Source organism: Martelella sp. K41-7, from assembly GCF_055808365.1.
Genome location: NZ_CM147867.1, coordinates 2,127,352 through 2,144,126 on the forward strand (window position 1 = coordinate 2,127,352; position 16,775 = coordinate 2,144,126).

11 protein-coding genes and 3 pseudogenes are annotated in these 16,775 nt (G+C 60.2%); all 14 read right to left on the reverse strand.

All coding sequences use genetic code 11. From position 1 onward, the window contains the following. Positions 1 to 2 precede the first annotated feature (2 nt). The 14 genes and pseudogenes from ftsA to rsmH all read right to left on the reverse strand — a co-directional run bounded on the left by ftsA (position 3) and on the right by rsmH (position 16,762). Positions 3 to 1,322, reverse strand: coding sequence for a cell division protein FtsA (gene ftsA / locus AC0L7L_RS10055; protein ID WP_473513670.1), 1,320 nt, complete (start codon positions 1,320 to 1,322; stop codon positions 3 to 5). Continuing rightward, the gene (locus AC0L7L_RS10060; RefSeq protein WP_473513869.1) at positions 1,319 to 2,236 is read right to left on the reverse strand and encodes a cell division protein FtsQ/DivIB; all 918 of its coding nucleotides are present in this window, start codon (positions 2,234 to 2,236) and stop codon (positions 1,319 to 1,321) included. Before AC0L7L_RS10060 ends, ftsA begins: the two co-directional genes overlap by 4 nt. Continuing rightward, positions 2,233 to 3,157: pseudogene (locus AC0L7L_RS10065) on the reverse strand (D-alanine--D-alanine ligase). Before AC0L7L_RS10065 ends, AC0L7L_RS10060 begins: the two are co-directional and overlap by 4 nt. A 214-nt stretch (positions 3,158 to 3,371) precedes the next feature. Further along, positions 3,372 to 4,339, reverse strand: a pseudogene (gene murB / locus AC0L7L_RS10070) (UDP-N-acetylmuramate dehydrogenase). A gap of 14 nt (positions 4,340 to 4,353) precedes the next feature. After that, positions 4,354 to 5,754: a UDP-N-acetylmuramate--L-alanine ligase gene (gene murC, locus AC0L7L_RS10075; RefSeq protein WP_473513672.1), complete on the reverse strand. Its 1,401-nt coding sequence runs from the start codon at positions 5,752 to 5,754 to the stop codon at positions 4,354 to 4,356. Beyond that, positions 5,751 to 6,866, reverse strand: a complete 1,116-nt coding sequence (gene murG / locus AC0L7L_RS10080) for an undecaprenyldiphospho-muramoylpentapeptide beta-N-acetylglucosaminyltransferase (protein ID WP_473513674.1) — start codon at positions 6,864 to 6,866, stop codon at positions 5,751 to 5,753. Before murG ends, murC begins: the two co-directional genes overlap by 4 nt. Positions 6,867 to 6,874: 8 nt before the next feature. Beyond that, positions 6,875 to 8,035 carry a putative lipid II flippase FtsW gene (ftsW, locus tag AC0L7L_RS10085; protein ID WP_473513676.1) on the reverse strand — a complete coding sequence of 387 codons (1,161 nt, stop codon included), beginning with the start codon at positions 8,033 to 8,035 and terminating at the stop codon, positions 6,875 to 6,877. Between the two features lie 3 nt (positions 8,036 to 8,038). Next, positions 8,039 to 9,445 carry a UDP-N-acetylmuramoyl-L-alanine--D-glutamate ligase gene (murD, locus tag AC0L7L_RS10090; protein WP_473513678.1) on the reverse strand — a complete coding sequence of 469 codons (1,407 nt, stop codon included), beginning with the start codon at positions 9,443 to 9,445 and terminating at the stop codon, positions 8,039 to 8,041. An 11-nt stretch (positions 9,446 to 9,456) separates the two neighbouring features. Continuing rightward, positions 9,457 to 10,557 carry a phospho-N-acetylmuramoyl-pentapeptide-transferase gene (gene mraY / locus AC0L7L_RS10095; RefSeq protein WP_272211762.1) on the reverse strand — a complete coding sequence of 367 codons (1,101 nt, stop codon included), beginning with the start codon at positions 10,555 to 10,557 and terminating at the stop codon, positions 9,457 to 9,459. A gap of 132 nt (positions 10,558 to 10,689) precedes the next feature. Next, entirely contained in the window at positions 10,690 to 12,096 is a 1,407-nt protein-coding gene (locus AC0L7L_RS10100; RefSeq protein WP_473513681.1) for a UDP-N-acetylmuramoylalanyl-D-glutamyl-2,6-diaminopimelate--D-alanyl-D-alanine ligase, read from the reverse strand. Next, positions 12,093 to 13,619, reverse strand: coding sequence for a UDP-N-acetylmuramoyl-L-alanyl-D-glutamate--2,6-diaminopimelate ligase (locus tag AC0L7L_RS10105; RefSeq protein WP_473513871.1), 1,527 nt, complete (start codon positions 13,617 to 13,619; stop codon positions 12,093 to 12,095). Before AC0L7L_RS10105 ends, AC0L7L_RS10100 begins: the two co-directional genes overlap by 4 nt. Then, positions 13,616 to 15,360: pseudogene (locus tag AC0L7L_RS10110) on the reverse strand (peptidoglycan D,D-transpeptidase FtsI family protein). Before AC0L7L_RS10110 ends, AC0L7L_RS10105 begins: the two are co-directional and overlap by 4 nt. After that, on the reverse strand, positions 15,357 to 15,734 hold the full coding sequence (ftsL, locus tag AC0L7L_RS10115; RefSeq protein WP_272211767.1) for a cell division protein FtsL: 378 nt from the start codon (positions 15,732 to 15,734) through the stop codon (positions 15,357 to 15,359). Before ftsL ends, AC0L7L_RS10110 begins: the two are co-directional and overlap by 4 nt. Then, positions 15,734 to 16,762: a 16S rRNA (cytosine(1402)-N(4))-methyltransferase RsmH gene (gene rsmH / locus AC0L7L_RS10120; protein ID WP_272211768.1), complete on the reverse strand. Its 1,029-nt coding sequence runs from the start codon at positions 16,760 to 16,762 to the stop codon at positions 15,734 to 15,736. The genes ftsL and rsmH overlap by 1 nt, the downstream gene beginning before the upstream one ends. Between the last annotated feature and the right edge of the window lie 13 nt (positions 16,763 to 16,775).

Consider the following 16,775-nt stretch of genomic DNA (forward strand, 5'->3'; position numbering starts at 1 on the left):
CTTTAAAAACTTTCCCTGAACCATTGGCCGACGCGCGACAGGCGTCCGCCTCCCGATGGCAGAAAACCCCGCTGTTCGCCGCCATAGGTTTCGCTTTCCGCAAGTTGCGGATAAATCAGCAGTCCCGCTGCCGTGGCAAAGGACGGGCCCTTGGCCGGAAGCGGCAGTCCCGAAACGCCCATCGGACGCCCGATCCTGACATTGCGGCTCAAGATGCGCCGCGCCAGTTCGCAAAGACCGATGAGCTGGCTTGCTCCGCCGGTCAGCACCACCCTCTTGCCGACAACGGCCGAATAGCCCGAAAGCTGGATCCGGTCGCGTATCAGCTCAAGCGTTTCCTCCACCCGCGCCCTGACGATTTTCGAAAGCAGCGCCTTGGAGATCTGCCGGGGCTGGTCGTCATCGTCGCGGCCGATCGAGGGAACCGCAATCATCTCGCGTTCGTCGGCACTGGAGGCCAATGTCGATCCATGAACGCATTTCAGACGTTCGGCGTCTTCCATGCGCGTGGAAAGACCACGGGCGAGATCGGTCGTCACATGATGCCCACCGAGACTGATGGCATCGGTGTGAACCAACCGTCCCTCGGAAAAAACCGAGATCGTCGTGGTACCGGCACCCATGTCGATCGCCGCGCAGCCAAGTTCGACTTCATCATCGACAAGTGCGGACAGTCCGCTGGCATAGGGCGTTGCCACCATGCGCTCCACAGAAAGATGCGCGCGGTTAACGCAAAGCTCGACATTGCGCAGCGCCAGCCTTTCGGCGGTAACCACATGCAGATCGACGCCGAGCGTCTCGCCATACATGCCAAGCGGATCGCGAATGCCGCGTTCTCCGTCAAGCGTGAAACCGGCGGGCAGCGAGTGCAGGACCTGACGTTCGTCGTTGATCGAGCGACGCGAAACCGCAGACAGGACGCGTCGCAGATCGGAGGCATCAACGTCCTGACCACCGAGATCGATCGCGGCCGTATAGGTATCGCTTTTGATGCGACCAGCCGAGACATTGACGATCAGACTGTCAATCGTGATCCCAGCCATGCTTTCCGCAGCATCGACAGCAAGCCGGATGACATGCTCGGCTGCATCGAGATTGACGATGACGCCGCTCTTGATACCCTGCGAGCGCTGGTGACCGATCCCGATGATCTCGATATTGTGAGTTCGACCGGGCAGAATCTGGCTTTCGGCGCGTGGCGTCAGACGGGCGATCATGCAGACGATCTTGGACGAGCCTATATCCAGCACACTGACGATATGCGTCTTCTTTGCAGAAAGGGGTTTTACGCGGCCAAAGCCGACGGAGCCAAACAGGTTCACAGGCGCCTCCCCTTGTTCTTAAATGTCTTTTCCAGCGCTTCTGTAGCCGCCTGACGCCGCTCCATCGCAGCGGGTGTCAACTGGATCGCGATGCGGTCATCCAGTCTGAGATCCACGGCCGTGATTTCGCGTTCCAGGATTGAACGGCTATCCTCCAGGCCCTTCAGGCGCGCCAACGCCGCTTCCGTGCCCTTCTGGGGCAGTTTCACGATCATGCCATTATCGAGATATAGGTCCCATCGGCGGCCATCGACGCGCTTGTAGGCGCGCACACGGTCCGACAATGCCGGCCAACCTTCAAGCAGCCCGTCAATGCCTTCGGCGGCGAAATTGCCGCCCTGACCGAGAACCAGCGGAAGCCTGCGGAATTTCGGTGCGCTGAGGGAGCCGATGACATTGCCGTCACGCTCGATCATCAGCGTTCGACCATCTTCCTGCTGCCAAAGCGCATAGGGAACGCGTTCAGTCAGCGTGATCTTCAGCGTCGATGGATAGACCTTGCGGACATCGGCCTCTGCCACCCATGGCAGATTGAGCAGCTGCCCGCGAGCGCGCTGGACATCAATTCCCTGCAGCGAATAGGCGCCTTCGAGGCCGAGGTTCTGAAGAATGGCGATTTCCGAGGTCTCAGTGTTGCCGGAAATCTCAATGTCCTCGACCGAAAACCCAGCGAGCTGAAAAGCCGCACGGCGCACCAGGTCGCCCTTTTCGGCAGCGACAATCGCGTGAGCACTGACGGCAACAAAAAAAGCAAGCGCTGCAAGGCTTCCGACATGACCCGGCATAGGGGTGCGGCCGGTCAGAAAGCCGGTCGAAAAGCGAACCGCGCGCCTGACGGGTCGCGGCAGAACGCCACCCCGTCCGACGGGATCGCTGCGGCCAATGTCGACCGTATCGCCCTTTTTAGCTTTCATCGCAAACACGAAGCGTCCTCCACCATCCATCGGAGAAATGCACCAAAGTCATAGCCTGCATCGGCAGCCATTTCGGGAACCAGAGAGGTTTCGGTCATACCGGGCTGGGTATTCACTTCCAGCCAGATGATGCCGTCCTCGCCGAGGGTCTCGTCGAAACGGAAATCCGAACGAGAGACACCGCGGCACCCGATTGCCTGATGCGCCTGAACGGCCAATGATTGTATCTTTTGGTAAATATTCGGTTTAATTTCCGCCGGCAGAATGTGTTTCGAGCCACCCGGACGATATTTGGCGTCAAAATCGTAAAATTTCTGGCCGACCGGCACGATCTCGGTCACGCACAGCGCCGTTCCATCCATCACGCCGCAGGTAAACTCGCGCCCCTTGATGAAGCGCTCAACCATGACCTTCTCGCCGAAGGTCCAATCGGTGGACGAAATTGACTGCGGCGGTGAAGCCTGCCCTTCATCCACGATCAGCACCCCGAAGGACGAGGCCTTCGCTGACGGGCTTGATCACATAGGGCGGCGTCATCGGATGGTCATGGCCGATCTCGCCGCGCTGAAGAAGAATGCTGTCAGCAACAGGAATACCGCAGGCAGCAGCCACGCGCTTGGCCTGCGCCTTGTCCATGGCAAGAGCCGAGGCCAACACGCCGGAATGGGTATAGGGGATCTCGAGATACTCCAGGATGCCCTGGACCTTGCCGTCCTCGCCGAAGGGACCGTGGAGCGCATTGAAGGCAAAATCTGGCTTCAGTTCGGAAAGGACCGTGGCGACATCACGGGTCACGTCGATGCGGCTGACGCGGAAGCCTTCAGCCTCCAGCGCATCGGCGCAGGACTTGCCCGTCGCCAGACTGACCTGACGCTCCGAGGAAAATCCGCCCATTAAAACAGCCACGTGTCCGGAACTCATGCACGTCCCCACCTTTGCCGGCAAAAGCCGGACCAAACATTCGGAATACCGCTTTTTTGTGGAAAGCGTTTCGTATCCCTATTTGTGAAGGAGGATGGTTAATGAAGCGTTTACTTTGGTTAACCGAACGAGAAAAAGCTGTTGTCGATAAGGAGTTAGCCCGCTCTGACAGCGCTAAACATCCTTGCGCCACGGGCGTTTCAGGCTCTGTGGATCAATCGAGTTCCTGCGGCACGAAGGTGTAAAGCTCGCGGCCCTCGGGAAATTTGCCGACGCGTCTGATTTCCCATTCGAGCAGGATGCCGGTGTGATTGTAGACACGCTCGCGCACGGTTTCCCCGAGATATTCCAGATCATAGGCAGTGGCATGGCCGAGATTGATCATGAAGTTGCAGTGCATCGGCGACATCTGCGCCCCACCGATCATCAGACCGCGACAGCCAGCCTCGTCAATCAGCCGCCATGCGGAATGTCCGTCCGGGTTCTTGAAGGTGGAGCCACCGGTCTTTTCACGGATCGGCTGAACCGTCTCACGGTGGTTGCGAACCACCTCCATCTCGTCGCGGATTTCCGCCCGGTCTCTGGCAAAACCTTCCAGCAAGGCTCCGGTGAAGATCACACCTTCAGGCACCGCCGCCGAACGATAGGCGTAACGCATCGCCTCGCGGGGGATGATCACCTTCTCGCCCTTGCGGTTCAGGCCATAGATTTCGACAACGCGCTCGGACATCTCGGTGCCATGGGCGCCGGCATTCATCGCAAGCGCCCCGCCCAGCGAACCCGGAATGCCGTAAAGAAAGGAAAATCCGCCGATACCCTGATCCATGGCGAACCCGGCGATATGCTTGTCCGGCGAGATCGCCCCGGCCAGAATGCGGTTTTCACCGGCCACGTCCTGCTGGCCGAATCCCTTGGCGGAAAGACGCACAGTCACGCCGGAAACCCCACCATCGCGCACCAGAAGGTTTGACCCAACACCGAAGGCGGCAAGCGGCACATCGTCCGGCAGAGCCTGCAGAAAGAGCTGAAGATCGTCTTCGTCCAATGGCTGAAACAATAATTCGGCCGCCCCCCGGCGCGCAGCCAGGTTACCCGGGCCATGCCGGAATTCGGCACAAGCCTGCCTCTCAGTTGAGACGCAGTCGCGCCAAGCCGTTCAATCAGCCTCTTTCCGTCGAGCATTGACGTAGGATCCTTCAAGACATTTCATTGAGCGCGACCGGAAGTCGCGCAGCCCAGGCGGTGATACTGCCCGCTCCGAGCATGACAATAAAATCGCCCGGTTCGGCAATCTTTGCAATCCTTGCCGAAAGCGCTTCCTCGCCAGCCAGATAATGGGCATCGCGGTGGCCGGCGGCCTTGATGCCGGAGACCAGCGTCTCGGCGTCAAACCCCTCGCGCGGTTCCTCACCCGCTGCATAGACCGGCGCGATGAACACGGTATCGGCATCGTTGAAGCAGTTGGTGAAATCCTCGAACAGGCTTTCCAGCCGCGAATAGCGGTGCGGCTGGTGGATGGCGATGACCCGCCCGTCACAGGCTTCACGCGCCGCGCCCAGCACCGAGCGGATCTCGACCGGGTGATGCCCGTAATCATCGAAAATCTGAACATCGTTCCAGGTTCCGACCAGGGTAAACCGCCGCTTGACACCGCCGAAGGCCGCAAGCCCCTTGCGGATATCGTCTTCGGAAATATGCAGCCGGTCGGCAACGGCAATCGCGGCCGTCGCATTGGAGACGTTGTGGCGACCGGGCATCGGCAGCGCCAGATTTTCAAGCTTCACCGACGGCCTGCGGCGGCGTCGGATATCGACGTCGAAGATCGTGCGGGTGCCTTCATTGCGGATGTTGGAAAACCGGACATCCGCCTGGCGGTTCTCGCCATAAGTCACGATACGCCGGTCCTCGATCTGTCCGACGAGCGACTGCACTTCCGGGTGATCAAGACACAATACACCGCACCCATAAAACGGCACATTCTCGACGAACTGCCGGAAGGCGGCGCGCACGCCGTCAAAGGTGCCATAGTGATCGAGGTGCTCGGGGTCGATATTGGTAACCACCGCAATTTCGGCGGGCAGCTTCAGGAAGGTGCCGTCGGATTCATCCGCCTCGACCACCATCCACTCGCCCTCGCCCATGCGCGCATTGGTGCCATAAGCATTGATGATACCGCCGTTGATAACAGTCGGATCCAGCCCGCCGGCTTCCAGCAGGGTCGCAACCATCGAGGTGGTGGTGGTCTTGCCATGGGTGCCGCCGATCGCGATCGCATCGCGGAAGCGCATCAGTTCGGCCAGCATTTCCGCGCGGCGCACCACAGGCAGGTGTTTTTCGCGGGCGGCCACAAGCTCGGGATTGGTGCGCTTGATGGCTGACGACACCACGATCACTTCCGCATCGCCGAGATTTTCGGGCCTGTGACCGATCGAGACGACAATGCCCTTTTCACGCAGTCGGGTGACATTGGCGCTTTCGGCTTGGTCGGAGCCCTGCACCTTATAGCCGAGATTGCTGAGGACTTCGGCAATGCCGCTCATGCCGATCCCCCCGATGCCGACAAAATGGACGACACCGATAGCCTGAGGCATTCTCATCTGCTTGTTCCTTCAATTTTCTCACCCGACGCCAGAGCCTCAGCCATGTCGGCGAGTTTCTCTGTTGCATCGCGTTTTCCGGCCTGTTTTGCCGCGACAGCCGCAGCGACAAGTTTCTCCGGATCATCAACGGCTTCGGTTAACAATTCCGAAAAATGCTCATCTGAAAGTTGTGACTGATGCACGACCTTTGCGCCGCCATTGGCCGAAACCAGCGCGGCATTTGCCGCCTGGTCATGATCAAGCGCGTGGGGATAGGGCACATAGATTGCCGGACGCCCGATGACCGAAATCTCCGAGACTGTCGAGGCACCCGAACGGCAAACGACCAGATGGGCTTCTGCGATCCTGCGCGCCATATCGGAAAAGAAAGGAGAAATCTCTGCGGGAACTCCAAGTTCGGTAAAACGCGCTGTTACCTGCTCCACATCCTCCGGTCGAGCCTGCTGGGTGACCCTGAACAGGCCCCGCACCTCAGGCGAAAGACGCGTCAGTGCACCGGGAACGGCATCGGCAAAGAAGTGCGCACCCTGGCTACCGCCGAAAACCAGAAGGTTGAAAGGCTCTTTCTGCGTCCGTCTATCATAGGGCGTTGCCGCCGCCCGAAGAACGGCGGGACGTACAGGATTGCCGGTCGCAAAAATCTTGGCGCCAAGCGGCTCGCCCTCGGGCGTCAGGAAACCACCGGCAATGGCATTCACGCGCGGTGCCAGCATCTTGTTGGCGCGTCCCATCACTGCATTCTGCTCGTGCAGCATGGTTGGAATGCCGCTGGCAGCGGCCGCATAAAGCGGCGGAACGGTCGGATATCCGCCAAAGCCGATCACGGCTGCGGGACGGTGTTCGGCAAACAGCGCGCGCGCCACCCGTGATCCCTTGAACAGCGTCAGCGCCGCGCGAATGATCGATATCGGGTTCTTTGACCCGATCGTGGCAGATGGCACAATGTGGATTTCGGCTGCGGGGAAACTGCCGGCATAACGCTCTGCACGGCTGTCGGTCACAAGATGAACCTGATGACCGCGCCGGATGAGTTCATGCGCCAGCGCTTCGGCCGGAAATACATGACCGCCAGTGCCACCGGCGGCGAGGAAGAACAGCTTGCTTTCCATGATAAACCCTATTCCGCAGCCACGCCACGTGGTCGGCCCGGCTCGAAGAAATGGTCCTGTCGGGCGCGTTTTTCGGGCCGGTGGCGGGTCAGTGCCAGAATGAAGCCTGCTCCGATGCAGGTTGCGATCATCGACGATCCGCCCGCTGAAATCAGCGGCAGGGTCATGCCCTTTGCCGGCATCAGTTGCAGCGCAACGCCGATATTGATCACCGACTGCATGCCGATCTGAAGCACAAGACCGGCCACGGCAAAGCGTGCAAAATCATCACGTTCGCGATAGGCATGGGTCAGGCCACGCAGGACGATGAAGGCGAAGATCGCCACGATGAACATGCAGAACAGAATGCCGAACTCTTCCGCAGCCACCGAAAAAACGAAGTCTGTATGGCTGTCCGGCAGGCGGCGTTTGACGATGCCCTCACCCGGCCCGAGACCGAAAAGTCCGCCCTGCTGGATCGCCTTGGCAGCAAGCTCCACCTGAAGGTTATCGCCCTCGCCGGTCAGAAACCGGTCGATACGCGAGGTCACGTGCGGAAGCCAGGTATAGGCTGCCAGGAAACCGGCAACTCCCACTCCGCCGAGACCTGCAATCCAGATCCACGACATTCCGGCCATGAAGAAGATGCCACCCCAGACAATGCCGAGAAGCACGGTCTGACCGAAATCGGGCTGGGCGATCAACAGCACTGCCGAAATGATGAACAGAATTCCGGCAAACAGATTGCCCGGAATTTCCGGATAGCGTTGGTGCTCGGCAAACAGCCAGGCACAGACCACCGCAAAGGCTGGTTTGAGAAACTCCGAAGGCTGGAGCGAAAAACCGGCCAGCACGATCCAGCGCCGCGAGCCATTATTCGCCGTACCGACGAACAGCGCCGCAACCATCATCAGAAGAGAGCCAATGAGGATGACCACCGCCAGCCGCCGGATCATCCGCGGCGAACAGAAGGACAGGCCGATCATCACCGCCAGCGAGGGAAAAATGAAGATGGCGTGACGGCGGACAAAGTGGAAACTGTCATAGCCGAGACGGTCGGCAACGGCAGGTGACGCCGCAAACGACAGCATGAACCCGATGCCCATCAGCGCGAGAAAGGCCGCAAGCAGCCATCGGTCGATGGTCCAGAACCAGTCCGCAATCGGTCCGCGTTGAACGCGAGAGACCATAGCCTACTTCCCCCTGCCGGTTTCATCGGGCGGTTCAATCCCGTCAAGCGCCATCACGGCATCGACGAAGGCATCGCCACGCGTCTCGAAGTTCCTGAACTGATCGAAGCTGGCGCAGGCGGGCGAAAGCAGCACCACGGGCGACGCCGAACCGGCCGTCGCCGCATCATCCGCTGCATCACTGACGGCCTTTTCCAGCGTACCGGATATGACCGTCTCGGTTTTGCCCGAAAGCGTTTCGGCGAAGGCATCCGCCGCCTCTCCGATCAGATAGGCTTTGGTAATCCTCGGGAAAAACGCCTGCAATGAGGAGACGCCGCCTTGTTTTTGCCGTCCGCCTGCGATCCAGTAGATATCGTTGAAGGTCTTGAGCGCAGGGGCGGCAGCCTCGGCATTGGTTGCCTTGGAATCATTGACGAACAGCACCTTGCCGCGCCGCGCAATCGGCTGCATGCGATGTGAAAGTCCCTTGAACGTGGCGATACCGGACAGGATTTCCGGGTCCGAAAGGCCGACCGCACGGCAGGCGGCAATGGCGGCGGCGACGTTCTGACCGTTATGCGCCCCGCGCAGCACGGTGTGGCCGGACAGATCGGCAACCACGCGGCCATCCTCTGCAGCGATGATCGCCCGACCGTCAAAGCCCAGTCCGCTTGTGATATGGGTGCGATCGGCGGATACGCTGATCAGATTGTGACCGGCCCGAACCAGGCGACCGGCAATTGCCAGACAATAGCTGTCATCGGCGCCGACAACAGCGGTTCCAGCCCCCACCACCAGCCGTTCCTTGATCGCAGCATAGCGGTTCATGTCGCCATGGCGGTCGAGATGGTCAGGCGTGAGGTTGAGGAGCAAGCCGACATCGGCATCCAGCGTCGGTGCCAGATCGATCTGGTAGGAGGAGCATTCCACCACATAAAAGCATTCAGGTGTGAGCGGATCGAGGTCGAGCACCGCCCTGCCGATATTGCCGCCAACCTGCGCATCGCGTCCGGCGGCGTTGAGGATATGGCCAATCAGCGCCGTGGTTGTCGATTTGCCGTTGGTGCCGGTAATCGCGATCAGCTTTGCACCCGGACAGATCGCACGCCGCTCACGGGCAAACAGTTCGACATCGCCGATGATCTCGACGCCGGCAGCCTTTGCCAGTTCTACGGTCCAGTGCGGCTTCGGATGGGTCAGCGGCACGCCCGGCGCCAGCACCAGCGCATCGAACATATGCCAGTCCGCCGTCTTCAGATCGACCACCGGAATACCGGCTTTCTGAGCGGCCGCACGGCTTTCCTCGCGGTCATCAAAGGCAGAAACCTCCGCGCCACCCGCAACAAGAGCGCGCGCACTCGCAAGGCCCGAACCGCCGAGCCCGAAAAGAGCGATTTTTTTACCGGAGAAGACGGAGACCACGATCACGGATTATTTTCCTATCGAAGCTTCAGGGTCGAAAGGCCGACCATGGCGAGACCGAAAGAGATGATCCAGAACCGGATCACGACCTGGCTCTCGGTCCAGCCGAGCTTCTCGAAATGATGATGGATCGGCGCCATCAGGAACACCCGTTTGGAGGTTTTCTTATAGACAGCCACCTGAATGATGACGGAGAGCGCCTCAAGCACGAACAGCCCGCAAATGATCGCCATCACGATCTCATGCTTGGTGGCAACCGCAACCGAGCCGATCAGGCCGCCAAGCGCCAGCGACCCGGTATCGCCCATGAAGATCGCCGCCGGCGGTGCGTTGAACCACAAGAACCCCATGCAGGCGCCGATGACGGCGGAAAGCAGCACCACCAGTTCGCCGGTGCCCGGAACATAATTGATCTGAAGATAGGTCGCGAACACGGAGTTGCCGACGACATAGGCGATCAGCGCGAACGAGCCGGAGGCGATAATCACCGGAACGGTCGCCAGTCCGTCGAGACCGTCGGTCAGGTTCACGGAATTACCGGCAGCGACGATCACGAAAGCGCCGAAGGGAATAAAGAACCAGCCGAGATCGATGATCACATCCTTGAAGAACGGGAAGGTCAGCGCCGAACCCAGCGTTGCACCATCGATACTGGCCAGGTTGGCCGCATACATCATAAAGGCAACGGCAACACCGGCGATGATGAATTCGAAGAACAGCCGCCGCCGCCCGGAAAACCCCTTATCGGACTGCTTGGTGACCTTGAGATAATCGTCATAAAAGCCGATTGCCCCAAAACCGAGCGTGACCAGCAGGGTCGCGACCACATAGGCATTGGAAAGGTCCGCCCACAAAAGCGCTGAGCCGACAATGCCCGCCAGAATCATCAGCCCGCCCATGGTCGGCGTACCGGCCTTCTTGAAATGGGTCTGCGGACCATCGGCGCGAATCGGCTGACCCTTGCCCTGCCTTATGCGCAAGGCTGCGATAATCCGGGGACCGAAGAGGAAGACAATCAGGGCCGAGGTAAATACGGCAGCGCCGGAGCGAAACGTAATGTAGCGGAACAGGTTGAAAAACTGGAACCTGTCTGACAGCTCCACAAGCCAAATCAGCATAAACGTCCCTTTCCAGCGACGGCGAAACACGCCGGCATTGCCCCCGAACGGGCCGCAACAGGCGCTTCAGAATTGCGTTTTTCGCGGCATATCAAACGTCCGTTTACCACGAAAATGTTTAAGCGCGGTTTATCACCGCGCGGGATAGGTATCGATCAGTTTTGCGACGATCTTGCCGAATCCCGCACCATTGGATGACTTTACCATCACAGTATCGCCGGCCGCGACCGCACCGACGGCAAATTCGGCCAGTTCTCCGGCATTCGCCCGATATTCCACAACAATGCTCTCCGGCAGGGCATCGCGCAGCGCCTGCATATGCTCCCCGGCGAGCCAGACATCCGTGACACCGGCAGACACCAGCGGCCCGGCAAGAGCCTCATGCGCTTCCGCGGCGTAATCGCCGAGTTCGAGCATATCGCCAAGTATGGCAATCCTGCGTCCCCTGCTATGATCCGCACCCAACAATTCAAGTGCTGCCCGCATCGAGGCTGGATTGGCGTTATAGCTTTCGTCGATCAGGGTGAAGCCGTCATCGCCGATTGCGAGCTGCTGGCGCAGGCCCCTGCCCTTCAACTGTTCGGCGGTTTCCAGCGCCTCGAGCGCGGCATGGGCGTCCCCGCCTGCCATGGAGATCGCCGCCAGTGCTGCCAGCGCGTTCTCGGCCATATGCTGGCCGGGCAGACCGAGATTGAAGGAAACCGGTTCCTCGCTGCCAAGCAGCGCCTGGACATGCCCCTTGTCGCCAACGGTGCGGTAATCGAGAAGACGGAACAGCGCTTTGGCATGTTCGCCGAAAGAGACAATCTGCGCGCCGCAATTCTTCGCCACCCGCGCCAGCGACTCGAATTCGTCGATATCGCGGTTCAGGATGGCAGCCCCTTCCGGCTCCAGCCCCTCGAATATCTCGGCCTTGGCTGCGGTGATCTCTTTGATGCCTGAGAAATTGCCGATATGGACGGGGGCAATCGTGGTCACCACCGCAACATGCGGGCGCACAAGCTTCGTCAGCGGCCGGATCTCGCCGGAATGGTTCATGCCGATCTCGAACACGCCGAATTCGGTATCGGACGGCATACGCGCCAATGTCAGCGGCACGCCCCAGTGATTGTTGAAGGAGGCGACCGCCGCGTGGACCTTGCCCGAAGCCTTCAGCCCGCGCGCGATCATCTCCTTGGTGCTGGTTTTGCCGACAGAGCCAGTGACGGCGATGATCCGGCCCGCGACACGCGCCCTTGAGGCTGCAGCAAGGCGCACCATCGCCTCCAGCACATCATCGACGACGATCATCGGACAGGTCAGACGGCCAAGCGCGGGCAGTTTTGCTTCCGAGATCACCAGAAGCCCGGCGCCGTTGGCGGCCGCAAGTCCCGCGAATGAATGCCCGTCCACTCTGTCGCCCTTGATGGCGAAAAACGCCTCTCCAGGCGCAAGCGTCCGGCTGTCGATGGAAATGCCGTTGACGCCTTCCGGCAGTTCGCCGACGGGACGGCCTTCCATGGCCGCGACCATTTCGGCTGATGTCCAAAGCAAACTCACGATTGCATGCCCTCCAGTGCTTTTTTCACCTCAGTCAGATCGGAGAAGGGACGCGTAATGCCGCCAGCCATCTGTCCTTCTTCGTGGCCCTTGCCCGCGACGATCAGCGTGTCGCCCTGCTTCAAAAGGCCGATCGCGTGAATGATGGCCTCACGGCGATCACCGATCTCAATGGCACCTGGAGCTGCCGCCATGATTTCGGAACGGATAACGGCCGGTTCTTCCGAGCGTGGATTGTCATCGGTGACGATCACGATATCGGAAAGCCGCGTGGCGATCTCGCCCATGATCGGGCGCTTGCCCTTGTCACGGTCACCGCCACAGCCGAACACCACGAGCACGCGACCCGTTGTAAACGGACGGACCGAGGCAAGAACCTTTTCCAGCGCATCGGGCTTGTGGGCGTAGTCAACATAGGCGAGCGCGCCGTTTTTCGCCTTGCCCGCAAGCTGCAGCCGGCCCTCGGCACCCTCAAGCTTGTCAAGAGCGGCAAGCGCGTCCTTCGCCGCAACGCCAGTGGCTATGGCAAGGCCTGCGGCCACAAGTGCATTGGAAATCTGGAATTCACCGGCAAGCGGCAGCCGCACCTCATAAATCGTGCCGTCATGCAGCACTTCGGCAAACTGGCTGTCACGCTTTTGTTCGACGCGTTTCAGCGTCAGAAAATCGCCGTTGCGCCCGACCGTCAAAACCCTTTGTCCGGCAGCCTTTGCCGCTTCAGCCGCGCGTATCGACCATTCGTCATCGGCGTTGATCACGGCCGGTGCGCCGCGCGGTAAAACCCGGTCGAAAAGGTGCATCTTAGCATCGAAATACTTCTCGACCGTCGGATGGTAATCCATGTGATCACGACCGAGATTGGTAAAGCCCGCGGCTGCCAGCGTGACGCCATCAAGCCTGCACTGGTCGAGCCCGTGACTGGATGCCTCCATCGCAGCATGGGACACGCCGTTTTCGGCAAGCTCTGCCAGAAGCGCGTGCAACACGACGGGATCGGGCGTCGTCAACGCACCGTATTCCTTGCGGCCAGGCGCAATCACGCCGGTGGTACCGATCATCGCGGCGGGATGTCCCGCATGGGTCCATATCTGGCGGGTAAATGAAGCAACAGAGGTCTTGCCGGCAGTGCCTGTGACGGCGACCATTGTCTGGGGCTGCCTGCCATAAAACCGTGCGGCGGCACGTGCCAGAAACAGACGCGGATTATCAACCTGAAGGACCGGAATTTTCGCGCTGTCGGCGGCAGATGCGCTGATCGCAACCGCTGCGCCCTTTTCGGCTGCAGCATCGATGAAGACGGCGCCATCGGCCTTGGTGCCCGATACGGCCACAAACAGCATGCCGGGTTCGATCTTCCGGCTGTCGGCAGATAGTCCGGTGATTTCAATTGCGCCCGCGCGCCCGGCAAGAGCCGCATTCAATTCGGGAAAGGCCATTCCGGCAAGCGCACGCAGCAACATTTTCGATCTCTTCCGTTGTGTCCGACCGGTTGCAAACCCGCGCCGACCGGAATCATATCTCAGTACGCCGCGAGCTTTGCGTTGCCATCTTCCCCGAAATCAGGGTCGACGCCAAGTATGGGCGCTGTGCGGCGGATGATCTCACCCGTCATCGGACCGGCGTTCCAGGCGGCCGTGCGACCGGGAACGCCCTCGACTTTTTTCGGATCATCGATGGTAACAAGAACGACATATTCGGGATCGTCCATCGGAAATGCGGCGAGAAAGGCGTTGAAATTGTGGTCATGGGCATATTTGCCATCAATGATCTTTTCCGCCGTACCGGTCTTTGCGCCAACCCGATAGCCCGGCACCTGTCCATTGCGGCCGGACCCGTCCGTTCCGTTCAGCCGCAGCAGGTAGCGCATCTTGTCGCTGGTGTCCTCGGAAATCACCCGGACGCCCACACGGTCAGCTTCTTCCTGTGCGCGCGTCAGGAAGGTCGGCGACATCAGCTTGCCGCCGTTGATGATGGCCGCTGCGGCCGCAGCCGTTTGCAGCGGTGTCGTGGTAATGCCCTGGCCGAAGGAAACGGTGGCGGAAAACACGCCCCCCACTTCTGCGGCTTCTGCGGCGTGCCCGAGCCGCCAATCTCGGTATCAATGCGGTCGAGAAGACCAAGCTTTTCGAGAAATGCCTTCTGGTAATCTGGACCGACGGCGGCCGCGATGCGCGAGGCGCCGATATTGGAGGAGTAGGTAAACACCTCTGGATAAGTAAGGATCCGATGCTGGGCGTGGTCATCATTGATGCGCGAGGAACCGAAGAACAGCGGCGTCTTGGCGTCGACCGTGCTCTGCAGGTTGAACTGCCCGGATTCCAGCCCCATCGCCAGCGTAAACAGTTTGAAGGTCGAGCCCATCTCGTAAACGCCGGTAATGGCGTGGTTGAGCATCCTCTTGTCGCTGGCCGGCGGCGGATTGTTGGGATCGAAATCCGGATAGGACGCGAGTGCGACAACTTCACCGGTATCGGCCTTCAAAATGATACCAGTGGCACCCAGCGCCTCGAACTTTTCAACGCCACGGACCAGAATATCGCGCACAATGCTTTCGGCGCGCAGGTCGAGCGAGACCTCGAAGGGCTTCAACCCCATGGAACTTGTCAGGCCAAGTCCCATCAGGCCGGAAATACCATCGGTCTGGTCCATATAGCGTTCGATGCCAGACAGACCCCGGTTGTCGATATCCACAAGACCCAGAATGTGAGCCGCCTCGGGACCGCCAGGATAAAAGCGCCGCACTTCAGGGCGGAAACCAACCCCGGGGACACCGGCAGCAAGCACCTGGCTCTGCTGTTTCGGCGTGATCTGACGCTTCAGCCAAACGAACTCGCCCTTGGACTTCAGCAAACGATAGGCCCGCTTCACATCGAGATCCGGGAAGATCGGTTTCAGCGATTCCAGCACATCATCGGCACTGGTGATCATCGAGGGATCGGCATAAAGCGACATCATCCGCACGTCAGTGGCCATGATTGCGCCGTTGCGATCCACGATATCAGGGCGACGTGCGAGTGTGAGCGGCATGGCTGCGCGCGCCACCGTTCCGTCTTCCTTGGCCAGCGAATAATGTACCAGCCTGCCGCCAATGATGGCGTAGACGGCAACGAAGGCAACGGTGACGAAGGCAACGCGGCTGCGCGCAAGACTTACGCGCCTCTTGGCCGTTCCCTGAAACACATCGGTCTGCGCCGTGGCCGTTTCATCGGAGGCACTGTTGTTTGCTTTCGGCTTTTTCCTGAAGATGCGGGCAAGTTTCATCATGGGGTCACCGATCCGGTTATAACGATATCCGTTCCGTCGGGCGCATTCCCGGCCATCAGCGGCGGAAGGTCTTCCGGCTGGGGTTCGGGGGCAATCGGCGGGAGCTGATCGAGGGTCGCGATCTGCTCGGGCTCGGCCGGCTCCAGACCAAGCTCGACCGCAAAATACTCCGAAAGCCGTGCCATGCGGGCGGGCTGCGTCAACAGCGCCTCATCGGCCTTCAGCAGGTCAATGGTGTTTTCCTCAAGCGCGATCTGATCCTCAAGACTGCGCACCTCTTCCAGTGTCGTCTCGGCATTGTATTTGATCGTATAGGTGACGGTCGCAGTCGCCACCATGGCCAGAATGAGAATGAGATCGAGAGGACGCAGCATCAGTTCTCAAAACCTCCTAGACGGGAAAGATCGGCAAGCGCCGGCAGGCCGAAGGCATCGAGCCCGGTGGCCGGCGCGGTGACATCGGTACGGATTGCGGCTCTCAGCTTTGCGGAGCGTGCGCGCGGGTTTTCAGCGGCTTCGGCTTCGCTTGCCGAAATCATCGCCTTGCCAGCTTGCGAAAACAGCGCAGGCGCCGGCTCAACCGCCGGAAGGTGGCGTGAGCCGCCAGCCTTGCCGAGACGGGCTGCGATGAAGTGTTTTACGATCCGATCTTCCAGCGAATGAAAGGTGACGACGGCCAGCACGCCGCCGGGCTTCAGACTGCGCTCGGCGGCAAGCAGTGCCGCGGCAAGTTCACCGAGTTCATCATTCACATAGACGCGAAGCGCCTGAAACACGCGAGTTGCCGGGTGGATCTTGTCCTTGGCGCGGCGCGGCGTCACGATCTCGATCAGCCCGGCCAGATCGCGGGTGGTTTCAAACGGTTGATCCTGGCGGCGTTTTTCGATGGCGCGGGCAATGCGACCGGCATTCTTTTCCTCACCGAGGATCCCGAAAATCCGGGTCAGATCGCTGACCTTGGCGCGGTTGACGACATCGGCGGCCGAAACGCCTTCTCCCGACATACGCATATCGAGGGGTCCGTTTTTCTGGAACGAAAAGCCGCGTTCGGCCTCGTCGATCTGCATCGAGGAGACGCCGATATCGAGCACGACCCCGTCAAGACCGCCCTCGGGCGCGAAACGGTCCAGCACTGAAAACTGCGTGTGGTGAAGTTGCAGACAATCGCCATAAGCGGCAAGCATATCGCCTGCCGCTGCAATAGCGTTCGGATCGCGATCAAGGCCGATCACCGTGGCCCCAGCCTCCAGCAACGCCGCCGAATAGCCGCCGGCGCCGAAAGTGCCGTCCAGAATGACCTTGCCGGATGCAGGAGCGAGAACGCCCAGCACCTCGGCAAGCATGACCGGAATGTGGCGAACCGGTCCGCCATTGGCATCCGCTGTGCCAAGTGTCCCCGACATTCCGTTCCCTCGT

Coding starts and splice junctions, on each gene's coding strand:
- murC (WP_473513672.1), bottom strand. CDS start 5,754: ATGAGAATGCCTCAGGCTATCGGTGTCGTCCATTTTGTCGGCATCGGG.
- rsmH (WP_272211768.1), bottom strand. CDS start 16,762: ATGTCGGGGACACTTGGCACAGCGGATGCCAATGGCGGACCGGTTCGC.
- murG (WP_473513674.1), bottom strand. CDS start 6,866: ATGGAAAGCAAGCTGTTCTTCCTCGCCGCCGGTGGCACTGGCGGTCAT.
- mraY (WP_272211762.1), bottom strand. CDS start 10,557: ATGCTGATTTGGCTTGTGGAGCTGTCAGACAGGTTCCAGTTTTTCAAC.
- ftsL (WP_272211767.1), bottom strand. CDS start 15,734: ATGCTGCGTCCTCTCGATCTCATTCTCATTCTGGCCATGGTGGCGACT.
- AC0L7L_RS10060 (WP_473513869.1), bottom strand. CDS start 2,236: ATGAAAGCTAAAAAGGGCGATACGGTCGACATTGGCCGCAGCGATCCC.
- ftsW (WP_473513676.1), bottom strand. CDS start 8,035: ATGGTCTCTCGCGTTCAACGCGGACCGATTGCGGACTGGTTCTGGACC.